The 21,103-nt window shown below is 72.1% G+C and carries 5 protein-coding genes, 3 tRNA genes and 12 pseudogenes; 9 read left to right on the top strand and 11 right to left on the bottom strand.

Annotated elements, in window-relative coordinates:
* Nucleotides 1-307: 307 nt before the first annotated feature.
* The 4 genes from QIY60_RS19485 to QIY60_RS19470 form a co-directional block, all read right to left on the bottom strand.
* Nucleotides 308-1,063, bottom strand: coding sequence for a class I SAM-dependent methyltransferase (locus QIY60_RS19485; RefSeq protein WP_283143592.1), 756 nt, complete (start codon nt 1,061-1,063; stop codon nt 308-310).
* 631 nt (nt 1,064-1,694) lie between these two features.
* Nucleotides 1,695-1,771: transfer RNA gene (locus QIY60_RS19480), tRNA-Ile, on the bottom strand.
* Nucleotides 1,772-1,934: 163 nt separating this feature from the next.
* A tRNA-Asn gene (locus QIY60_RS19475) sits at nt 1,935-2,007 on the bottom strand.
* 3 nt (nt 2,008-2,010) lie between these two features.
* Nucleotides 2,011-2,083, bottom strand: a tRNA-Asn gene (locus QIY60_RS19470).
* 193 nt (nt 2,084-2,276) lie between these two features.
* Here QIY60_RS19470 and QIY60_RS19465 point away from each other — a divergent pair.
* From QIY60_RS19465 to QIY60_RS19450, 4 genes and pseudogenes are all read left to right on the top strand, one after another.
* The gene (locus tag QIY60_RS19465; protein WP_283143591.1) at nt 2,277-2,579 is read left to right on the top strand and encodes a YtxH domain-containing protein; all 303 of its coding nucleotides are present in this window, start codon (nt 2,277-2,279) and stop codon (nt 2,577-2,579) included.
* A gap of 83 nt (nt 2,580-2,662) precedes the next feature.
* Nucleotides 2,663-4,144 (top strand): annotated as a pseudogene (locus QIY60_RS19460) (FGGY family carbohydrate kinase).
* Between the two features lie 109 nt (nt 4,145-4,253).
* A pseudogene (locus QIY60_RS19455) lies at nt 4,254-6,028 on the top strand (ABC transporter ATP-binding protein).
* Nucleotides 6,025-7,953: pseudogene (locus QIY60_RS19450) on the top strand (ABC transporter ATP-binding protein). Before QIY60_RS19455 ends, QIY60_RS19450 begins: the two co-directional pseudogenes overlap by 4 nt.
* A 31-nt stretch (nt 7,954-7,984) precedes the next feature.
* On the opposite strand, the pseudogene QIY60_RS19445 reads toward QIY60_RS19450, so the two are convergent.
* The 5 pseudogenes from QIY60_RS19445 to QIY60_RS19425 all read right to left on the bottom strand — a co-directional run bounded on the left by QIY60_RS19445 (nt 7,985) and on the right by QIY60_RS19425 (nt 14,979).
* A pseudogene (locus QIY60_RS19445) lies at nt 7,985-9,075 on the bottom strand (RNA polymerase sigma factor).
* Nucleotides 9,076-9,349: 274 nt separating this feature from the next.
* Nucleotides 9,350-11,231: pseudogene (gene dnaG, locus QIY60_RS19440) on the bottom strand (DNA primase).
* A 29-nt stretch (nt 11,232-11,260) separates the two neighbouring features.
* Nucleotides 11,261-12,552, bottom strand: a pseudogene (locus QIY60_RS19435) (FAD-dependent oxidoreductase).
* Nucleotides 12,553-12,728: 176 nt separating this feature from the next.
* Nucleotides 12,729-14,029, bottom strand: a pseudogene (locus QIY60_RS19430) (deoxyguanosinetriphosphate triphosphohydrolase).
* 47 nt (nt 14,030-14,076) lie between these two features.
* Nucleotides 14,077-14,979, bottom strand: a pseudogene (locus QIY60_RS19425) (CbiX/SirB N-terminal domain-containing protein).
* Between the two features lie 181 nt (nt 14,980-15,160).
* Between QIY60_RS19425 and QIY60_RS19420 the strand changes: the two are divergent.
* Nucleotides 15,161-15,847 (top strand): annotated as a pseudogene (locus QIY60_RS19420) (ElyC/SanA/YdcF family protein).
* Here QIY60_RS19420 and QIY60_RS19415 read toward each other — a convergent pair.
* Nucleotides 15,777-16,271: pseudogene (locus QIY60_RS19415) on the bottom strand (gamma-glutamylcyclotransferase family protein). The pseudogenes QIY60_RS19420 and QIY60_RS19415 sit on opposite strands and share 71 nt — an antisense overlap.
* A 195-nt stretch (nt 16,272-16,466) precedes the next feature.
* Here QIY60_RS19415 and QIY60_RS19410 point away from each other — a divergent pair.
* The 4 genes and pseudogenes from QIY60_RS19410 (at nt 16,467) to QIY60_RS19395 (ending at nt 20,392) form a co-directional block, all read left to right on the top strand.
* Nucleotides 16,467-16,865, top strand: a complete 399-nt coding sequence (locus QIY60_RS19410; RefSeq protein ID WP_283143590.1) for a hypothetical protein — start codon at nt 16,467-16,469, stop codon at nt 16,863-16,865.
* A gap of 35 nt (nt 16,866-16,900) precedes the next feature.
* Entirely contained in the window at nt 16,901-17,134 is a 234-nt protein-coding gene (locus tag QIY60_RS19405; RefSeq protein ID WP_283143589.1) for a hypothetical protein, read from the top strand.
* Between the two features lie 207 nt (nt 17,135-17,341).
* Nucleotides 17,342-18,394 carry a HAMP domain-containing sensor histidine kinase gene (locus QIY60_RS19400; protein ID WP_349253934.1) on the top strand — a complete coding sequence of 351 codons (1,053 nt, stop codon included), beginning with the start codon at nt 17,342-17,344 and terminating at the stop codon, nt 18,392-18,394.
* Between the two features lie 420 nt (nt 18,395-18,814).
* A pseudogene (locus tag QIY60_RS19395) lies at nt 18,815-20,392 on the top strand (M4 family metallopeptidase).
* Between the two features lie 55 nt (nt 20,393-20,447).
* Here QIY60_RS19395 and QIY60_RS19390 read toward each other — a convergent pair.
* Nucleotides 20,448-21,046: pseudogene (locus QIY60_RS19390) on the bottom strand (NAD(P)H-dependent oxidoreductase); the annotation flags it as partial.
* Between the last annotated feature and the right edge of the window lie 57 nt (nt 21,047-21,103).

Here is a 21,103-nt window from a genome sequence, read left to right as displayed (position 1 = left end):
GGGGCTGGTGTCGGCGGTCACGGAGGATGCTAACCGGTGCCCTTCGGGGGGGGGGTGGGGTGCGTTTTCATCCGCGGGCCGGTGGGGGCTGGTCGCGCAGTTCCCCGCGCCCCTGAGATGCGCCCTGCAGGGCGCCCGGGGTGCCGCGCAGCGGCATTTTCAGGCGCGGGGAACTGCGCGACCAGCCACACTCAACCCGCAGACGAACAGGGTCCGGGCGAAGCCCCGGCGCGGCTCCACCCCCACCCACCCCGGAGGCCACGCGGCGGAGCCGCAAATGTCACAGCGGGAAGGGGCGGGGTGGGGCTCAAAACCTCAGACGCGCTCCGCGTGCACGTACGACATCGGGTACACGATGCGCCCCTTCGCATCCACATCGAACGCGTTCGGATCGAACGGCAACGTCCCCCGTCTCAGCCCGCTGCTTCTCGAAGTACTCACGCGTGTGATTAGTCGTACACAGACTGTCCTCGATCGCGAGGATCCGCCACGTCCCCTCCAGGTTGACCCGGAAGTTGTCCTTGCTGACCCGCAGCTGCTGCGGCAGCAGCCCGACCAGCTCGGACTCCGCGAACGCGAACAGGTGCAGCCGGGCCCCCGGCGCCGTCACCCGGTGCAGCGCGGCCGCGTACTCGCGCCGCTGCTCGTCGGTGAGGACGTGGTACAGCCCGTAGTCGAGGACCGTCTCGAAGCCGCCCTCCACGCCCTCGAAGGCCGTCGCGTCCGGCACGGCGAACGTCACGTCGAGCCCGCGCTCCCGCGCCCGCTCCTGCGCCTGCCCGATCGCGGAGGGCGAGAAGTCGAGGCCGGTGACCTGGTGGCCGCGGCTCTTCAGGTGCAGCGAGTTCTGCCCGGTGCCGCACCCCGCGTCCAGCACCTTCCCACGGAACGCGCCGGACGCCTCCAGGGCCACCACGACCGGCTGCGGCTCGGGGATGTTCCAGGGCGCGAAGTCGAACTTCATGCCCAGGCCCTCCGTCCGCACCTTCCCCGCGTACAGCGGATCGAAGTTGGCACTGCCGGCCGTGTAGACCTCGCCGCCCTGCGGTTCTTCCGTGCTCACCTGGTGCCTCCCCTTTGCGGTTCGTGATGCGGTCAATCTCCCGGACCGAATCGCCTCCGGACAAGCCCGAGCGGCTGATCAGACGTTCAATCGCGGGAACTCCGCGGTTGAACACCGGCCTGACAATTAAGGAAAAGAAATGCGCCACGGCCGCAGGGCCGCTCCCGCGCGGCGCGGCGCGACGGCGCCTCCGGCACGGGGTCGGCCGCCCGCACCCCCACGGGCCCCAGCAGCCCGCCCGGGCCCTCCAGGCCCCCGCGCACGGCCGCCGCGGCACCGCCTCCCGGGGTCGCGTCGCTCCGGGCGGCCACCACCCCGACGAATTCCCCCGAATTCCGGACCGGGGAATTTCCTCCCGGCCCGCCCCTCCCCGTACTCGGGAATTCACGCCCCCGGAACGCCACCCGGAAGTCCGAAAGCGCGACCCGGAGGTCAGGAAAGAAAGCCCGCACCCCCGACGCGCCGCGTCGGACGCAGGCGCGCCCCCGATCCCCCGCCCCCGGCCCGACTCACTCCGCCGTCACTCCGATCGGGTGGGTGCCACGATGCCCCCGGTGTGTCGTCGTGGAGTACGACGCCCCAGGGGCATCCTGGTCTCGCCTGCCCGAAACGTTCCTGCAGGAACGCCTCGTGGTGGGGCGGGTGGGACTCGAACCCACGGCCGACGGATTATGAGTCCGCTGCTCTAACCGGCTGAGCTACCGCCCCTAACGGCGCGTCGCGCACATTTGTGCGCGCCGTCTGCCGCACATAGCCGCTCATACGATCTCCTGCCTCGGATGGTCGGCAACGCACGACCATGAGGACCCGCCGGCAGCCCGCGCGGTTCCAGCGGGCATGAAAAAGGACCCTCAAGGGGTCCTTTTCACTGCTCTCCCGACTGGACTCGAACCAGTAACCTGCCGGTTAACAGCCGGCTGCTCTGCCAATTGAGCTACAGGAGACCGAGCTCCCCGACTGGACTCGAACCAGTAACCTGCCGGTTAACAGCCGGCTGCTCTGCCAATTGAGCTACAGGGGAATGTCTCGTTGCATCGAACGTACTACCCCGGGTGTCCCCAGGCGGCGTGCGCTCGCTGCGACACATACATTAGCGCAAGCAGGGGGTGCTCCGCCAATCGGTTCCACCCCGGGTGATCACGGGGCTGCACGGGTAGGCGCAGCACACGACGCCACAGCGACGTCGAACAGACGCCACAGAAGGGTGACCGCCATGCGCTACCGGCTCACGTTCGCCGTCGGACTCGTCGTCGGGTACGTGCTCGGGACCCGGGCCGGACGCGAGCGGTACGAGCAGCTGAAGAAGTCCGCCCGGCAGGTCGCCCAGAACCCGGCCGTCCGCAACACCGCGGAGTCGGCCGCGCAGAACAACCGCGCGTTCGCGGGCAAGGCCTTCCACGCGGTGAGCGAGAAGGTCGGCGACAAGGTGCCGGACTCGATCAGCGAGCGGGTGCGGGGACTGCGCGAGCGCGGCCAGGGCTCCGCCGAGGACGACTGGGGCACCAGCAACACCTGACGGACCCCGTGCACCGACGGCAACCGGCGACACCTTGACCGACGCGCGGCCCGGTGGCCCCCGCGTGATGCAGAATCGTGCGCATGGGGATAGTCGCCGGGCTGGACAGCTCTTCCGCCTTCACTCGCATCGTCGTCTGCGACACCGACACCGGTGCCGTCCTGCGGCAGGGGTACGCCCGCATCCCGTCGACCCGAAGGCCACCGAGGTCGATCCGCAGGCCTGGCTGCTCTCGCTCGGCGAGGCCGCGGCGGGCGGGCTGCTCGAAGGCGTGCAGGCCATCGGCGTCGCCGCCCAGCAGCACGCGCTGATCGCGCTGGACGGGCAGGGCGCTCTCGTACGGGCGGCGCTGACCGGCACCGACAAGCGCGCCCAGGCCGCCGCTGCGGATCTCACCGACGGCCTCGGCGGGCGCGAGGCGTGGGCCAAGGCCGTCGGCTCCGTGCCGCAGGCCTCCGGCCGTGGCGAAGCTGCGCTGGCTGGCCCGTACCGAACCGGAGGCCGCCCAGCGCACCGCCGCGATCGTGCAGGCGCACGACTGGCTGGTGTGGCAACTGCTCGGCCGCCCGGCCCGCCGGACCACCGACCGCGGCGCCGCCTCCGGCACCGGCTACTGGTCGGCCGCGACCGGCTTCTACCGCCCCGACCTCGTCGAGCTCGCGCTCGGCCACCGCGTGGCGCTCCCCGAGGTGCTCGGCCCCTCCGACGCGGCCGGCACCACCCCGAGGGGCTGCTGATCTCGGCCGGCACCGGCGAGACGATGGCCGCCGCGTTCGGGCTCGGCGTCGGGCCCGGCGACGCGGTCGTCTCGCTCGGGGCATCGGGTTCGGTCATGGCCGTGCACCACGAGGCGCTGGCCGACCCGGCCGGGATGATTACGTCGTTCGCCGATGCCACCGGCCGCCATCTGCCGGTCGTGCATACGAGCAACGCGGTACGGGCGCTGCGCGGCACGGCGGAGATGCTCGGCGCGGAGAGTCTGGAGGAGCTCTCCGCCCTTGCGCTGAAGTCCACTCCGGGCGCCTGCGGGCTGGTCCTGCTGCCGTATCTGGAGGGAGCGCACGCCCCGGCTGCCGCACGCGGCCGGCACGCTGGCGGGGGTGCGGCGCGAGTCGATGAAGCCCGAGCACCTGGCGCGGGCCGCCTTCGAGGGCATGCTCTGCTCGCTGGCGGACGCGCTGGACGTGCTGCGGCTGCGCGGCGTCGAGGTGCGCCGGGTCTTCCTGCTCGGGGCGGCGGCCGAACTGCCCGCCGTGCAGGCGGCGGCGCCCGCGATCCTGGGCACCCAGGTGGTCGTGCCGCAGCCCGCCGAGTACGCGGCCCTTGGCGCGGCCCGGCAGGCGGCCTGGGCGCTGGGCGTCTCGCAGGGCAGCCTCGCCGCGCACACCCCGCCGGCCTGGCAGGGCGCGGCCGCGCAGGTCTTCGAGCCGGGCGAGGAGCTGGCCGTGGGGCAGGCGGTGCGCCAGCAGTACATCGCGACGCGTGACGAGATCCACCCGGGCGCGTTCGACACGGGCGCCGGAGGCGGCGGCTTCCGGTCACCGGAGGCGGAAAACGAGCCATAAGGGGTGATCTCCGGCGTGTCGCCTTGACCGCGCCGGAGGCCGTCCTTGACTCATCCTTTTGACTCGCCCTTGGCAATCCCTTGGGGTTCCAGGGGTGGAGTGTCGCAAGATGGGAGGTCGAACCCCTCGATCTTGCCGACCCGGAGAGCCTCCACGTGCTCTACGACTCCTGCGGACCCATCTGGATCCGTACAAGAAACCGATCGCGCTCCTGGTGCTGCTGCAGCTGCTCCAGACCTGCGCGACCCTCTATCTGCCGACCCTGAACGCCGACATCATCGACAACGGTGTCGTCAACGGGGACACCGGCTACATCCTGGAGTTCGGCGGCATCATGATCGCCGTCAGCCTCGTCCAGGTCGTCTGCAACGTCGGCGCCGTCTACTTCGGCGCGCGCACGGCGTCCGCCGTGGGCCGGGACATGCGCGCGGCCGTCTTCGGGCGCGTCCAGTCGTTCTCCTCGCGCGAGGTGGGCCACTTCGGGGCGCTGTCCTGATCACCCGGACCACCAACGACGTGCAGCAGGTCCAGATGCTGACGCTGATGGCGTTCACGCTGATGGTGTCCGCGCCGATCATGTGCTTCGGCGGCATCATCATGGCGCTCGGCCAGGACGTGCCGCTGTCGGCGGTGCTGCTCGCCGTGGTGCCGGTGCTCGGCGTCTCCGTCTCGCTGATCGTGCGCAGGATGCGCCGCTGTTCCGCACCATGCAGACCCGTCTGGACACGGTGAACCGCGTGCTGCGCGAGCAGATCACCGGCAACCGTGTGATCAGGGCGTTCGTGAAGGACGACTACGAGAAGGACCGCTTCAGGGGCGCCAACACCGAGCTGACGACGTCTCCCTGGGCACCGGCCGGCTGATGGCGCTGATGTTCCCCACCGTCATGACGGTGGTCAACGTCTCGTCCGTGGCCGTGGTGTGGTTCGGCGCCCACCGGATCGACGACGGGTCCCTGCAGATCGGCCAGCTCACCGCGTTCCTCACGTATCTGATGCAGATCGTGATGGCCGTGATGATGGCCACGTTCATGTTCATGATGGTGCCGCGCGCCGAGGTCTGCGCCGAGCGCATCGAGGAGGTGCTCGACACCCAGACCAGCGTGGTGCCGCCGGTCGCCCCGGTGCGCGAGCTGCGCCGCAGCGGCCATCTGGAGGTCCGGGGCGCCGACTTCACGTATCCGGGCGCCGAGGAGTCCGTCCTGGACGGGGTGGACCTGGTGGCCCGCCCCGGCGAGACCACCGCGATCATCGGGTCGACGGGCAGCGGCAAGTCGACGCTGCTCGGGCTCGTACCGCGGCTGTTCGACGTGACGGACGGCACGGTGCTGGTCGACGGCGAGGACGTGCGCGGAATCGATCCCGTACTGCTCGCCAAGACGGTGTCGATGGTGCCGCAGAAGCCGTATCTGTTCTCCGGGACGGTCGCGACCAATCTGCGGTACGGCAATCCCGACGCCACCGACGAGGAGCTCTGGCACGCCCTGGAGGTCGCCCAGGCCAAGGAGTTCGTCGCCGCGCTGGAGGGCGGGCTGAACGCGCCGATCGCGCAGGGCGGCACCAATGTCTCCGGCGGCCAGCGCCAGCGGCTCGCGATCGCGCGGACCCTGGTGCAGCGCCTGGAGATCTACCTCTTCGACGACTCGTTCTCGGCGCTCGACTACGCGACGGACGCGGCCCTGCGGCGGCGCTGCTGCGCGAGACGCGCGAGGCGACCGTCGTCATCGTGGCCCAGCGGGTCTCCACGATCCGCGACGCCGACCGGATCGTCGTCCTGGACGAGGGCCGGGTCGTCGGCACCGGTCGCCACCGCGAGCTGATGGCCGGGAACGAGACGTACCGGGAGATCGTGCTCTCCCAGCTGACGGAGGCCGAGGCGGCATGAGCGGAAACATGGCCCGGATGATGGGCCAGGGCGACGGCAAACGCTCGATGGACTTCAAGGGCTCCTCCAAGCGGCTGCTGCGGCAGCTCGCCCCGGAGAAGGGCACGCTCTATGTGATGGTCGTCGCCGCGGTGCTCGCGTGGCGCTGTTGGTGGTCGGGCCGAAGATCCTCGGCAAGGCGACCGACCTGGTCTTCGCGGGCGTCGTCGGCCGGCAGATGGCGGACGGGACGACCAAGGAGCAGGCCCTGGAGCGGCTGCGCGCCAAGGGCGACGGCGGGCTCGCCGACATGCTCTCCGGGGTGGACTTCACCCCCGGCCACGGCATCGACTTCGGCTCGGTCGGCGGTGTGCTGCTGTTCGCGCTCGCGGTGTACGTGGGCGCGGGGCTGCTGATGCTGGTGGCGACCCGGCTCTCCAACCGGGCGATCAACCGCACGGTGTTCCGGATGCGCGAGCAGGTGCAGGCGAAGCTGCCGCGGCTGCCGCTGTCGTACTTCGACCGCGCCAAGCGCGGCGAGGTGCTCAGCCGCGCGACCAACGACATCGACAACATCTCGCAGACGATGCAGCAGACGATGGGCCAGCTCATCAACTCCCTGCTCACCATCGTCGGCGTGCTCTCGATGATGTTCTGGATCTCGCCGCTGCTCGCCCTGGTGGCGCTGGCGACCGTACCGCTGTCGGTGTTCATCGCGACGAAGATCGGCAAGCGGTCGCAGCCGCAGTTCGTGCAGCAGTGGAAGACCACGGGACGGCTCAACGCGCACGTGGAGGAGATGTACACCGGGCACAGCCTGGTGAAGGTCTTCGGGCGCCAGGAGGAGTCGGCGCGGCAGTTCGACGAGCAGAACGAGGCGCTGTACGAGGCCGGGTTCAGGGCGCAGTTCAACAGCGGTGAGATGCAGCCGCTGATGATGTTCATCTCGAACCTGAACTATGTGCTGGTCGCGGTCGTCGGCGGGCTCCTGGCGCCTCCGGCGCGCTGTCGATCGGCGATGTGCAGGCGTTCATCCAGTACTCGCGGCAGTTCTCGATGCTGCTCACCCAGGTCGCCTCGATGGCGAACCTGGTGCAGTCGGGGGTCGCCTCCGCCGAGCGGATCTTCGAGCTGCTCGACGCGGACGAGCAGGCGCCGGAGCCGGACGCGAAGTCGGCCGAGCGGCCGGTGGAGCGGCGGGGCGCGGTGACGCTGGAGAAGGTGGCGTTCCGGTACGACCCGCAGAAGCTGCTCATCGACGACCTGTCGCTGAAGGTCGAGCCGGGCCAGACGGTCGCGATCGTCGGCCTGACCGGCGCGGGCAAGACGACGCTGGTCAACCTGCTGATGCGGTTCTACGAGGTGACGGACGGGCGGATCACCCTGGACGGGGTGGACGCGGCCCGGATGTCGCGCGAGGAGCTGCGGGCGGGCATCGGCATGGTGCTCCAGGACACCTGGCTGTTCGGCGGGACGATCGCGGACAACATCGCGTACAGGGCGTCGCGGCCGGTCACCCGCGAGGAGATCGAGGAGGCGGCGCGGGCGGCGCACGCGGATCGGTTCGTCCGGACGCTGCCGGACGGGTACGACACGGTGATCGACGACGAGGGTACGGGGGTGAGCGCGGGTGAGAAGCAGCTCATCACGATCGCCCGGGCGTTCCTGTCCGACCCGGTGATCCTCGTGCTCGACGAGGCGACGAGTTCGGTGGACACGCGGACGGAGGTGCTGATCCAGAAGGCGATGGCGCGGCTGGCGCATGGGCGACGAGCTTTGTGATCGCCCACCGCCTCTCCACGATCCGGGACGCGGACGTCATCCTCGTGATGGAGAACGGGTCCATCGTCGAGCAGGGCACGCACGACGAGCTGCTGGCGGCGGAGGGCGCGTACGCGCGTCTGTACGCGGCGCAGTTCGCACAGGCGGTGGCGGAGGTGGACTGACAGTGGGCGGGCCACGCGAGGCCCTGCCTGTTCAGTCCAGGTAGCCCCGAGCTGGTCTGCGAACGCGTGGTCCCTCAGCTTGTTCAGGGTTTTTGATTCGATCTGGCGGATGCGTTCGCGTGTGACGCCGAAGATCCGGCCGATCTCCTCCAGCGTGCGGGGGCGGCCGTCGGCGATGCCGTAGCGGAGCTGGACCACCTTGCGCTCGCGCTCGCCCAGCGTGGACAGCACCGCCTCCAGGTGCTCGCGCAGGAGCAGGAAGGCCGCGGACTCCACGGGGGACGCCGCGTCGCCGTCCTCGATCAGGTCGCCGAGCGCGACGTCGTCCTCCTCGCCCACGGGCGCGTGCAGCGAGACCGGCTCCTGGGCGAGCCGCAGCACCTCGCTCACGCGCTCCGGCGCCAGGTCGAGGTGTGCGGCCACTTCCTCCGGCGTCGGCTCGTAGCCGCGCTCCTGGAGCATCCGGCGCTGCACCCGGACGACCCGGCTGATCAGCTCCACCACGTGGACGGGGACGCGGATCGTCCGGCCTGGTCGGCCAGCGCGCGGGACATGGCCTGGCGGATCCACCACGTCGCGTACGTGGAGAACTTGTAGCCGCGGGCGTAGTCGAACTTCTCACCGCGCGGATCAGTCCGAGGTTTCCTCCTGGACCAGGTCGAGCATGGTCAGCCCTCGCCCGACGTACCGTTTGGCGACGGAGACGACCAGGCGCAGGTTCGCCTCGATGAGGCGGCGCTTCGCCATCCGGCCCATGACCACCAATTTGTCGAGGTCCACGGCGAGTTGGGAGTCCAGGTCCGGGGTGTTGCTCAGTTTCTCCTCGGCGAACAGGCCCGCCTCGACGCGGCGGGCGAGCTCGACCTCCTCGGCGGCGGTGAGCAGCGGGATGCGGCCGATCTCGCGCAGATACTGCCGGAAGAGGTCGGACGACGGGCCGCCGGTGTCCACCCCCCGGCACCCGTTCGGGCGGCTCCGGCACGTCCACCACGTCGTCGACGAGCTCGACGGGGGCACTTCGGCCTCGGGGTGGAGCGCGGCCCGGGTCTGCGGTGGCACGGTGGCCACGACGTCGTTGTCGGTCAGGGTCTGGGTCTGCACGGGGGCGACCTCCAGGGTGATCGCTGCCGGATCGGGGCGTGCGGCAGCGGGACGGGGCGGCCGGGCCGCTGTCCGTCCCGTACACGATGAGCGGATCCGCGGGGGTGAGGTACCCACCTTCGGTGGGCCGGCCGCGCTCCGAGGACTCAGGCACCGCACCCCAGTGTGGGGTAAGACACATCTCCGCCACGAGGGGCGTGCGGTGATTTTTGAAGCCGGTCTGTGACCGGGCGGTTAACCGTGCGGCAGCGGTGGGGGCCGCGCTGGTACCGGTACCGGGCGGCCCGGCCAGGCCTCAGAGTGCTTCCGCGCCCCGGTTGCGCAGCGCCTGACCGTACTGCTGGAGGACCCACAACTCGTTCTGCACGGCGGCCAGTCGCTCCGGGTCGCCGTTCTGCCCGAGGCGCGCCAAGGTGCCCTGGATGTCGAGGAGGCGGCGGTCGACGGCGCGCCGGCGCACCGCGACGAGCTGCTCGCCCGCGTACGCCTCGTCGACCACGCGCGCGTGGATGGCCTCCACGGCGAGCTCGGTGACGAGCGCGCGGACCGTGTCGTCGGGGGCCGACTCCATGACCGCCGGGAGGTAGTCGGAGGGGGCGTCGGTGGCGCCGCCCGCGTCCATGACGCACTGGCGCACCGCCGCGTCGGCGGGGCCGTGAACTCGTCCACGCCGTACGCGTCGAAGGCCGGGGAGACCAGCTGCGGGTACTGGAGGGCGAGCTTGAGCGCGCTCGGTGCGGTGGGCTGGGCTGCGCAGGTTCAGCGCGGGCGGGCGGGCGGCGGCCGGGGCCTGCACCTCGCCGTACTCGCGGCGGCGGTCCGGGCCGGGCCCTTGCCGCCGCGGTCGCGGGCCCAACGGGCCAGCTGGGCCACGCGCTTGACCACGAACTGGGTGTTCAGGATGCCGAGGATGCCGGCCAGCTGGACGGCCACCTCGTGCTGGGAGGCGATGTTCTTGATGCGGGCGACGATCGGGGCGGCCTCGTCGAGGGCGGCCGCGCGGCCCGCCGGGGTCTCCAGGTCGTACCGCTGCACGATCTGGCGGATGGCGAACTCGAAGAGCGGGGTGCGGGGCTGGACCAGGTCCGCGACCGCCTCGTTGCCCTTGGCAAGCCGCAGCTCGCAGGGGTCCATGCCGTCGGGGGCGATGGCGATGTAGGTCTCGGCGGCGAACTTCTGGTCGTCCTCGAAGGCGCGCAGGGCGGCCTTCTGGCCCGCCGCGTCGCCGTCGAAGGTGAAGATCACGCGGGCGCTGCCGTTGTCCATCAGGAGGCGGCGCAGGATCTTGATGTGGTCACCGCCGAAGGCCGTGCCGCAGGTGGCGATGGCGGTGGTGACCCCGGCGAGGTGACAGGCCATCACATCGGTGTAGCCCTCGACGACCACCGCGCGGCTGGACTTGGCGATGTCCTTCTTGGCCAGGTCGATCTCGTACAGGACCTGCGACTTCTTGTAGATCGCGGTCTCGGGGGTGTTGAGGTACTTGGGGCCGTTGTCGTCGTCGCGGAGCTTGCGGGCGCCGAAGCCGACCACTTCGCCGGAGACGTCGCGGATCGGCCACATCAGCCGGCCGCGGAAGCGGTCGATGGGGCCGCGGCGGCCCTCCTGGGAGAGCCCGGAGAGGGTGAGCTCCTTGTCGCTGAAGCCCTTGCCGCGCAGGAAGCGGGTGAGGTGGTCCCAGCCCGCCGGGCTGTAGCCGACGCCGAAGTGGGCGGCGGCGGCCTGGTCGAAGCCGCGCTCGGCGAGGAACTTGCGGCCGACCTCGGCCTCGGGGCTGGTGCCCAGCTGCTCGATGTAGAACTGCGCGGCGATCTTGTGCGCCTCGACCAGGCGGATGCGCTCACCGCGCTGGTGGGAGGGTTGTAGCCGCCCTCCTCGTAGCGCAGGGTGATGCCCGCGGTGGCGGCCAGGCGCTCGACGGCCTCGGAGAACGACAGGTGGTCGATCTTCCGGACGAAGGCGATCGTGTCGCCGCCTTCCTGGCAGCCGAAGCAGTGGAAGAGACCCTTGCTGGGGCTGACCTGGAAGGACGGGGACTTCTCGTCGTGGAACGGGCAGAGGCCCTTGAGGTTGCCGCCGCCCGCGTTGCGCAGCTGGAGGTACTCGGACACGACGGCGTCGATCGGGACCGCGTCCCGTACCGCCTTCACGTCGTCATCGTTGATCCTGCCCGCCACGCGGCAAGTCTACGGGGAGGCGGTGACAGTCAGGACTGGTCGGGCAGCAGGTCTCCCAGGGGCACCGTGGGGTCCGCGAGCCGGTCGGGGTCCACCTGGACGCCCTTGGTTCCGCCTTGATCAGGTCCTGGATCGCCGCTGTGACGTCCCACACATTCACGTTCATCCCCGCCAGGACCCGCCGCTCCTTCAGCCAGAAGGCGATGAACTCGCGCTTGCCCGCGTCGCCCCTGAGCACCACCTGGTCGTAACTGCCGGGGGCGCCCAGCCCGAGTACTCCAGGCCCAGGTCGTACTGGTCGGAGAAGAAGTACGGCACGCGGTCGTACGAGACGTCCTGGCCCAGCATCGCGCGCGCGGCGGCCGGGCCGCCGTTGAGGGCGTTGGCCCAGTGCTCCACGCGCAGGCGGGTGTCGAGCAGCGGAGTGCCCCAGAGGGAAAGGGAGTGGCGGCCACGTCGCCGGCCGCGTAGATGTCCGGGTCGGAGGTGCGCAGCGAGGCGTCGACGGCGACGCCGCCGCCGTCGGCGCGGTCCACGAGGCGAGCCCGGCGTTCTCGGCGAGCACGGTGCGCGGGGCGGCGCCGATCGCGGCGAGCACGTCGTGCGCCGGGTGCTCCTCGCCGTCGTCGGTGCGGGCGGCGAGGACCATGCCGTCCTGGCCGGTGATCTCGGTGAGCTTGGCGCCGAAGTGGAAGCGGACGCCGTGCTCGGCGTGCAGATCGGTGAAGATCTGGCCCAGCTCGGGGCCGATGACCTGGTGCAGCGGGGTCGCCTCGGGCTCCACGACGGTGACCTCCGCCCCGTAGCCGCGCGCGGCGGCGGCGACCTCCAGGCCGATCCAGCCGGCCCCGGCGATCACCAGGTGGCCGTTGTCGCGGCCGAGTGCCTTGAGCATGCTGCGCAGCCGCTCGGAGTGGGCGAGGCGGCGCAGGTGGTGGACGCCCGCGAGGTCGGTGCCGGGGATGTCGAGGCGGCGGGGCTCGGAGCCGGTGGCGAGCAGCAGCTTGTCGTAGCCGATGAGGGTGCCGTCGCCGAGGCGGACGGTCCTGGCCTCGCGGTCGATGGCGGTGACGGTCTGGCCGAGGTGGAGCTCCACGTCGTTCTGCGCGTACCAGGCGGGCTCGTGGACGAAGACGCTGTCGCGCTCCTCCTTGCCGGAGAGGAACCCCTTGGACAGGGGAGGCCGTTCGTACGGGTGCTCCCGCTCGTCGCCGATGAGGATCACCCGGCCGTTGAACCCCTCGGCGCGCAGGGTCTCGGCGGCCTTGGCCCCGGCCAGTCCTCCACCGACAATGACAAATGTCCGGTCTGCGTCGACCACTTGATGCCTCCTCGTTGCTCAACCGCCATCTGCGAGCGTCCCGCACGGAGCGTGATGGGGGAAGGGGCTTGCTCCGTTGGGGGCGTCGAGTGGCCGGGCTTCATCGGTGCGTCATAGGCGTGTCATACGTGCGTCGTACGGGGTCGTACAGGTGCGAAAGCGCCTTCCACCGTGCCTCATCCGCGCCGGGCGGTGAGTCTGGCGTGCAGGGACAGGGCCGCCGCGTCGGTCAAGGACGCGATCTGGTCGACGATGACCCGTTTGCGGGCGCGGTCGTCGAGGGCGGTCGCGAAGAGCGCGCGGAACTGCGGGTCGAGCCCCTCGGCGGGGGCGCGCGCGGTGAGCGCTTCGGCCAGTTCGGCCAGAATGATGCGCTGGTCGGCGCGGAGCCGCTCCTGCTCGTCGCGCTGCATCACATAGCGGTCGGCCACCGCCTTGAGCACCGCGCACTCGTTGCGCGTCGCGCGCGGCACGACCAGCTCCGCCGCGTACCTGCTCAGCCGCCCTGTCCCGTGGCGCCCTCGGGTCGCCCCCTCGGCCGCCAGGCAGAACCGGCCGATGAGCTGGCTGGTGGCGTCCTTGAGGCGGGCCTGGGCGACCGCCGAGCCGTCGTACCCGTGCGGCCACCACTCCTCGTCGATCAGCCGGTCCAGCGCGTCCGCGAGCTCCTGCGGATCGGTGTCCGACGGCACGTACCGCCCGATCGCCACGCGCCAGATGTCCTGGCGCTCGGGCTCGGAGAAGAGCAGGTTGGGGTCGATGTGGCCGGCGTGCAGCCCGTCCTCGAAGTCGTGGACCGAGTACGCCACGTCGTCCGACCAGTCCATGACCTGGGCCTCGAAGCACTTGCGGTGCGGCTCGGCGCCCTGGCGCACCCAGTCGAAGACCGGCAGGTCGTCCTCGTAGACCTCGAACTTCACGGACTGCGGGTCGGTGGGGTGTCCGCCGCGCGCCCAGGGGTACTTGTTGGCCGCGTCCAGGGCGGCCGGGTGAGGTTGAGGCCGACGCTGACGGGCTCGCCGGTGTACTCGCCGCGCACGAAGCGCTTCGGTTCCAGGCGGGTCAGCAGGCGCAGCGACTGCGCGTTGCCCTCGAAGCCGCCGCAGTCCTTGGCGAAATCGTTGAGCGCCTGCTCGCCGTTGTGCCCGAAGGGCGGGTGGCCCATGTCGTGCGAGAGGCAGGCCGCCTCGACGAGGTCAGGGTCGCAGCCGAGGGCGGCGCCGAGCTCGCGGCCGACCTGGGCGCACTCCAGGGAGTGGGTGAGCCGGGTGCGCGGGCTCGCGTCCCACAACTGCCCGGTCACGCCGGGCGTCACGACCTGCGTCTTGCCCGCGAGGCGGCGCAGCGCCCTGGAGTGCAGCACGCGCGCGCGGTCGCGCTGGAAGGCGGTCCGCCCTGGCCGTTTGTCGGGCTCGGCGGCCCACCGCTCGACGTCGGACGGGTCGTACCCGGGGTGCTGTACCGCGATGCCTTCCATGCACCGACAGTAAACGCAAGCACTGACAAGCGGGGCAGGACGGACGATCAGGCCGTGGCGAGTTCGCGGTGTGGTGTGGCGAACGGCGCGGCGGCGAGCGCCTGGTCGTAGCGGTGGAGGACGAGGCGGGCGACGGCCGGGTGGGCGCCGAGCGGGGCCGCCGCGACACCGCGCGCGTGGGCGGCGCTCTGGGTGGCGAACCGGCCGGGCGCGGTGAAGTACGACGCGATCGCGACCCGGTGGCGGCCGCGCGCGGCGAGCACCCGCAGCGCCTCGGGGACGGTGGGGGGGCGGCCGAGGCGTAGGCGGGGACCACCGGCACCCCGCCGAGGCGCTCGCTCAGCATCGCGGCGGTGCGGCGGGTGTCGGCGGCCGACTCGGGGTCGCGCGACCCGGCCCCGGCGAGCACGACTCCCCGGCGCCACGCGCGTGGAGCGTCGTCCCACCCGGCCTCGACGAGCCGCTCGTACAGCGCCTCGACGAGCAGCGGTGCGGCCGGCCGCGCGACGCGGGTGCGCAGCCGGGGGCGTCGGCGACGGCGGCCGGGATGTCCTGCTTGACGTGGTAGCCGCGGCTCAGCAGCAGCGGTACGAGGACGGCCCGGCCCGCGCCGAGCTCCGCGAGCGCGGCGGGCAGCGCGGCTCGTCGATCTCGATGTGGCCGAGCCGACGTCGAGCCCGGGGGCAGGTCGCGGACCAGGTCGAGCAGGGCGGTGACGGTGCGCGGGCCAGGGTCGCGGCTGCCGTGCGCGACGGCGACCAGGGCGGGCCGGTCGGGGGCGGCCGGGCGGTCGTGGGCATCGGCTTGCGGCTCCGGTTCAGTCGTACGTGGCTGAGCTGGCTGCCCAGTTGGGCGGCGATGCGGATGACGAGTTCGGCCGTGCTGTCGAGCGGCAGCGACTGGTGGGCGGACGAGAACTGCGACTGAGTCTCCGGTTCCATCTCCGTCATGGACCGATCCTGCCGGGCCACATTGCCATGTCGTTGCGCCGTGGTGACGAGTGTTTTCCGCCGCCTCACGGGGGCGGGGCGGGCGCGGGGATCGCGGAGGACCCGCAGGAAGCGGGGCAGAACCGTCCGCCGCTCCCCTGCGTCCGATCACTCGAACACCGTCGAACCCAGGGGGACCCTCATGCGCCTGCCGCGCACTCGCGTACGGATCGGGCTGCCGCGCACCCGCACAGGGCAGCGCCGGACCGTGCAGGCGCTCGCGGCCGTGTGCACCCTCGCGCTGGCGCCGCCGCCTGGATGTTCACGGCCGCCGAGGGCAAGGTCGGGACCGTGGCACAGGCGCCCGCGTCCGGGGTCGCCGTGGTGTTCGGGGCCGGGCTGTGGGACGGCGAGCCGTCGCCGTACCTGGCGCACCGCCTCGACGCGGCGGTCGAGCTGTACCGGGCCGGGAAGGTGAAGGCGGTCCTGGTGACCGGGGACAACGGGCGGGCCGAGTACGACGAGCCGGACGCGATGCGCACGTACCTGGTGAAACACGGGGTCCCGGACCGGAAGGTCGTCAGCGACTTCGCCGGGTTCGACACCTGGGACTCGTGCGTACGGGCCAGGAAGATCTTCGGCGTGGAGCGGGCGGTGCTGGTCAGCCAGGACTTCCACATCCGGCGGGCCGTCGCGCTGTGCGAGGCCGCCGGGGTCGACTCTGCGGGTCGCGGTCGACGCCGTGCACGACGCCACCTGGTACTACGGCTCCACCCGCGAGGTGTTCGCGGCGGGCAAGGCCGCCCTGGACGCCGCCTTCAAGCCCGATCCGCGTTTCCTGGGACCGAAGGAGAGCGGGGTGGCGCAGGCGCTGGCCGACGGGCGGTGAGCCAGTCGCCGTCGGGCAGCGGTGTGCCGTGCGCCCGCAGCTCCGGCCAGCGGGGCCGCCGCCAGATAGACCCAGGCGCGGGCGGTGCCCCCGCCCGGCAGCTCGACGGTCCGCGCCACCCGGTCGTACAGGTTGCGGGGATCGCCCGGCCGTAGCACTCCTCCAACTGGTCGAGCACCCGCAGGACTTCGCCGTACGCCTCGGGGAGCGGCGCGATGAGCGTGCCGGTGACGATCCCGTCCCCCTCCGTCGCGTACGGATAGCCGGGCCCCTCGTACAGCACCGCCCCCGGCAGTCGCGCGGGCGCCTCGGAGGCGGTGCGGCCGGTCAGCAGGCGCAGGTGGTAGCGCTCGCCGGGGCGCAGGGTGCCGTAGACGAAGAACGGGAGGCCGACGTCTTCGGGCGGTCCGTCGGCCGGTGTCACAGGCGCTCTCCCTCGGGGTGCCTAGAGGCCTCGGCCTGGCCGAAAGTCCCTGTTCGGACGGCTGGTGCCAGGCGTACGCACAGCTGTTACACAGTGTCCCGGGTTCCGTGATGATCCGGTTCTACCGTTGATTGTCGCGGCCGGCGGATCCGGCCGGTCCTCCGCCCCCGCCCTCTGCCGCCAGGCCGTCCCGCCATGATCCTGAGCCTCCGCGCCACCGCGACCGTCGCCGTGCTCGCCGTCTGCGCCCTCGCGGTGAGCGGGTGCGGCGCGCCCACCAGGCTCGCCGACGGCAGCGCCGCGCCGCCCGCGGCCGCGCAGCCCACGCCGCAGCCGCTGTGGCCCAACTGGTCCCAGGGCGCCCGCAAGCGGCCCGCCGGCGACCCGGCCGGGAAGCAGCCGCCGCCGGCGCCGCTGGCCGACGGGCCCGAGGTGCCTGAGGCGGGGCTCGCTGCGGTCGACCCGTACGAGGTGCTGCGGGCCGATCCCCGTACCAAGCCGTTCGGCAAGCGCGAGAAGATCCACCGGCCGGGGCAGCCCGGCATCCGTCCGCCCGTCCTGCGCGATCTGACCGGCGACGGCTCGCCGAGCTGATCCTCTCCGCCGATCTGGAGAGCGGCCGCACCGTGATGGCGGTCTACACGGCCCGCGACGGCAAGGTGGTCCCCGTCCTCTACACCGTGGGCAAGCGGCTCGCGGTCGAGACCGTCGGCACCGATCTGGTGGTCCGCAGCGCCGCGGACGACGGCGCCGAGCAGGCCGTCCGCTACCGGTGGGACGGGGCGCGGCTTGAGTCGGTGAGCGACATCAAGACGTACAAGAGGGACGAGAGCGGCACCGTGGCGCCGGAGGACGGGCCGTGAGGGCCGCGCTGCCCGCCGAGGGCTGGTTCCGCGCGCCAGGGCCGTCGGCTCCGGGCCGCCCGCCGGACCCTCGCGTCGCGCCCCCGCGCGGCTCGCCGGTCGGCGTGGGCGGGCACGCGCGCCCTCGTCCGGCGCGTCCGCGCCTTCTCCCAGGGGCTCAGCCTGCGCTGGAAGATCGCCGCGGCGCTGGCCGGCGGGTGCGCGCTCGTGGCCGTCACCATCGGGCTCCTGATCCATCAGGCGCGGGCCGCGCAACTGGTGACGACGGCCCGCGAGTCGGCGACGGCGCAGCTGGTACGGGTGCGCCAGCTGTACGAGCTGACCGGCCAGGTCGACCAGAGCGACGCCGACGCGGCGGTGGACGACGGGCTGCCGTCCGCGCTGCGCGAGGCGGCGCTGGCGGCCGCCGCGGCACCTTCGTCGAGCTGGACGGGCCCGACCGCCGTGTGGGCGGCTCGGCCGATCGGCGGCCAGGTGCTGTCGGTACGGCTGCCGCTGGCGGCGACGGGCCGATCTGCGGAGTTCGACCGGGAGTTGGTCGCCGGGGGCGCTCGTGGTGGCGCTCGCGGCGCTCGGCGGGGCGGGTCCGAGCCGCCTCAGCCGGGCTGCGGCCGCGGCCACCGCGCGCCGGATCTCCAGGGGCGAACTCGACGCCCGGATCGGCCAGTCGGGGCCGCACACCGCCCGCAACGAGGTGGCGGAGCTGGCCGCGCGGTCGACACGATGGCCGCGTCGCTCCAGCGGCGCCTTGAGGCGGAACAGCGGTTCACGGCCGATGTGGCGCACGAGCTGCGTACGCCGCTGACGGGGCTGCACACCGCGGCCGAGCTGCTGCCGCCGAGCCGCCCCACCGAGCTGGTGCGCGACCGGGTCGCCGCGCTGCGCACGCTCACGGAGGACCTCCTGGAGGTGGCCCGGCTCGACGCGCGCGTGGAGCAGCCCGCGCTGGAGGTGCGGCCGTTGGGGGCGCTGGTCGAGGGGATCTTGCGGCGGTGTGGGTCGGCGGTGGCGCTGGCGGACGGGGGTGGTCGCGAGTCCACGCTGGTACGGACGGATCCGCGCCGTCTGGAGCGGATCGTGGCCAACCTGGTGGCCAACGCGCGCCGCCACGGGGCGGAGCCGGTCGAGGTCACGGTCCGCGGGACGACCGTGACAGTCCGGGACCATGGTCCTGGATTCCCCGCGGACGTCTTGCGTGACGGGCCGCAGCGGTTCGTCACGGGGTCGCGGGAGCGGGGCGGGGGTCTGGGCTGGGGTTGACGATCACACTGGGGCAGGCGGGGGTTATTGGGGCTCAGGTGACGCTGGGGAACGCGGAGTCGGGCGGGGCGGTGGCGACGGTGTCGCTGCCGCGCGGGTAGCCGTCGGGGCTGCGCCCCGAACCCCGCTGTTTGCCTGCGGACCGTGCTGGGCTGGTCGCGCAGTTCCCCGCGCCCTGAGATGCGCCCCTCGGGGCGCCCAGGGATGCCGCGCAGCGGCATTTTAAGGGGCGCGGGGAACTGCGCGAGCAACCACCCACCACCCGCAGACGAACCCCGACCCTATGGACACCACCTGTCATGTACCCCAAAACTGAGGCGGCATCAGCTTTACCCGAGCCGACCCCCATGACCGAGGAGCCCGATGAGACCGACACGGAACGCATCGCGCCTCACCACCGCCGGATAGCCGTCGCGGCCGGTGCCATGCTCGCCGCCGCGCCCCGTCTCCGCCGTGGCCGAACCCCGGCCGCAGGTTCCCTCCCGCGACACCGCCGTCCGCGACGCGAACAGCGCCGTCGCCGCGCACGCGGCCGCGCTCGCCGTGACCGCCGCCCAGGGCACGTCCGTACGGGACGTGATCGTGGACCCAGACGGCAGCCGGCACGTGCGCTACGACCGCACGTACCGCGGACTGCCCGTGCTCGGCGGCGACTTCGTCGTCCACCTCTCCCCCGCCGGGGCCTACCGCGGCGCCGACCGGGCCGTGGCGAACGACCTCGCCGTGCCCAGCATCACCCCCGCGCTCTCCGCGCCCCGCGCCGCCGGCCTCGCCTCCGCCGAGCTGCGCGCGGCCCACAAGGGAGTCAAGGCCTGACCGCCAAGCCCCAGCTCGTCGTGGACGCCTTGCACGGCGCGCCCAAGCTGGCCTGGCGCACCCAGACCGCCGCCCGGGACTCGCTGGGCAACCCGTCGCGCGCGTGGTCCTCACCGACGCCCGCACCGGCGCCCGCATCGACGCCTGGGACTCCATCGAGACCGCGTCCGGCGACGGCAAGTCCCTGTACAGCGGCACCGTGCCCCTGGAGACCACGCTGTCCGGGTCCTCGTACCAGCTCAAGGACCCCACCCGCGGCAACACGTACACCGGCGACGCGCAGAACCAGACCGACTTCTGCATCTTCGGCATCTGCCTGTGGCGCGCGCCCGCGAACCTCTTCACCGACGCCGACAACCACTGGGGCAGCGGCGCCAGCACCGACCGCGCCACGGCCGCCGTGGACGCCCAGTACGGCACCAACACGACCTGGGACTACTACAAGAACGTCCACGGCCGCAGCGGCATCGCCGGTGACGGGAAGAACTCGTACAACCGCGTCCACTACGGCAGCAACTACAACAACGCCTTCTGGGACGACAGCTGCTTCTGCATGACGTACGGCGACGGCGACGGCACCACGTTCGGCCGCTCGTCGCCCTCGACGTGGCCGGGCACGAGATGTCGCACGGCGTCACGTCCAAGACCGCGGCCCTCACCTACTCCGGTGAGTCCGGCGGCCTCAACGAGGCCACCAGCGACATCATGGGCACCATGGTCGAGTGGTACGCGGCCAACGCCGGCGACCAGGGCGACTACCTCATCGGCGAGAAGATCGCGAAGCCGGGCTTCGGCAAGCCCGCCCTGCGCTTCATGGACAAGCCCTCGACCGACACCAAGTCGGCGGACTGCTGGTACTCGGGCGTCGGCAACCTCGACGTCCACTACTCCTCCGGAGTGGCCAACCACTTCGCCTGTCTGCTCTCCGAGGGCAGCGGCGCCAAGGTGATCAACGGCGTCCCGTACAACAGCCCCACCTGCAACGGCTCCTCGGTCTCCGGCATCGGCCGCGAGAAGGTCGGCAAGATCTGGTACCGGGCCCTGACCGTCTACATGACGTCCTCCACCAACTACGCGGCCGCCCGCGCGGCGACCCTCAACGCGGCGAAGGACCTGTACGGCAGCGGCAGCGCGGAGCAGAACGCGGTCGCCGCCGCCTGGTCGGCGGTCGCCGTCGGCTGACCCGGCACCCCTCCGTCCGTACGCCGCGGCTCAAGCGGCGTACGGGCGGGTCTCCCTTGGCGTCCCGCAGCGTCCGCCCCCACCAGCCGAGCTGGTCGAGGAGCTGCTTGACGGCCGCCTCCGGCTCGGTGGGCTCGCGCAGCTCGCCGTCGGGCTCGAAGAGGCCGCGGGCGTGGTGGAAGCTGACCGTGTCCGGACCGTGACCGCGTGCAGCTCGGCGAAGACCTGGCGCAGGTGCTCGACGGCCCGCAGACCGCCCGAGATCCCGCCGTAGGACACGAGGCCGACCGGCTTGGCCTGCCACTGGTCGTAGTGCCAGTCGATGAGGTTCTTGATCGAGGCCGGGTAGGAGTGGTTGTACTCGGGGGTGAGGACGATGAAGGCGTCGGCCTGGGCGAGCTTGGGCGTGACGGTGTCCAGGACCGCCTTGACGGGCGGCGTCGGGTCGTACGAGATCGAGGTCGGCAGGGCGGTCTCGGCCAGGTCGATCAGCTCGACCTCGAAGTCGTCGCGCTCGCGCAGCCGGGCGAGCAGCCGCTGACCGACGACCGGGCCGAAGCGGCCCTCGCGGTTGGAGCCGATGATCACGGCGAGGCGGAGCGGGGCGGCGGAGGCGGTGGTGGGCTCCGTGACGGGAGCGGCGGTGATGTCCATGACCAGGAGCTTCGCACCTCAACTTACCTTCAGGTCAACCCCACTCGTACCCCTATT

The organism is Streptomyces sp. BPTC-684 (genome assembly GCF_030028635.1).
GTDB classification, from domain to species: Bacteria; Actinomycetota; Actinomycetes; order Streptomycetales; family Streptomycetaceae; genus Streptomyces; species Streptomyces noboritoensis.
Note: the sequence above shows the minus strand (reverse complement) of the source record. Positions and strands in the feature narration are given on the sequence as shown.

Bases quoted from the DNA above. Each gene is read 5' to 3' on its own strand.
- QIY60_RS19405 (WP_283143589.1), top strand. From the start codon at position 16,901: ATGGCGGTCTACACGGCCCGCGACGGCAAGGTGGTCCCCGTCCTCTAC.
- QIY60_RS19465 (WP_283143591.1), top strand. From the start codon at position 2,277: ATGCGCTACCGGCTCACGTTCGCCGTCGGACTCGTCGTCGGGTACGTG.
- QIY60_RS19410 (WP_283143590.1), top strand. From the start codon at position 16,467: ATGATCCTGAGCCTCCGCGCCACCGCGACCGTCGCCGTGCTCGCCGTC.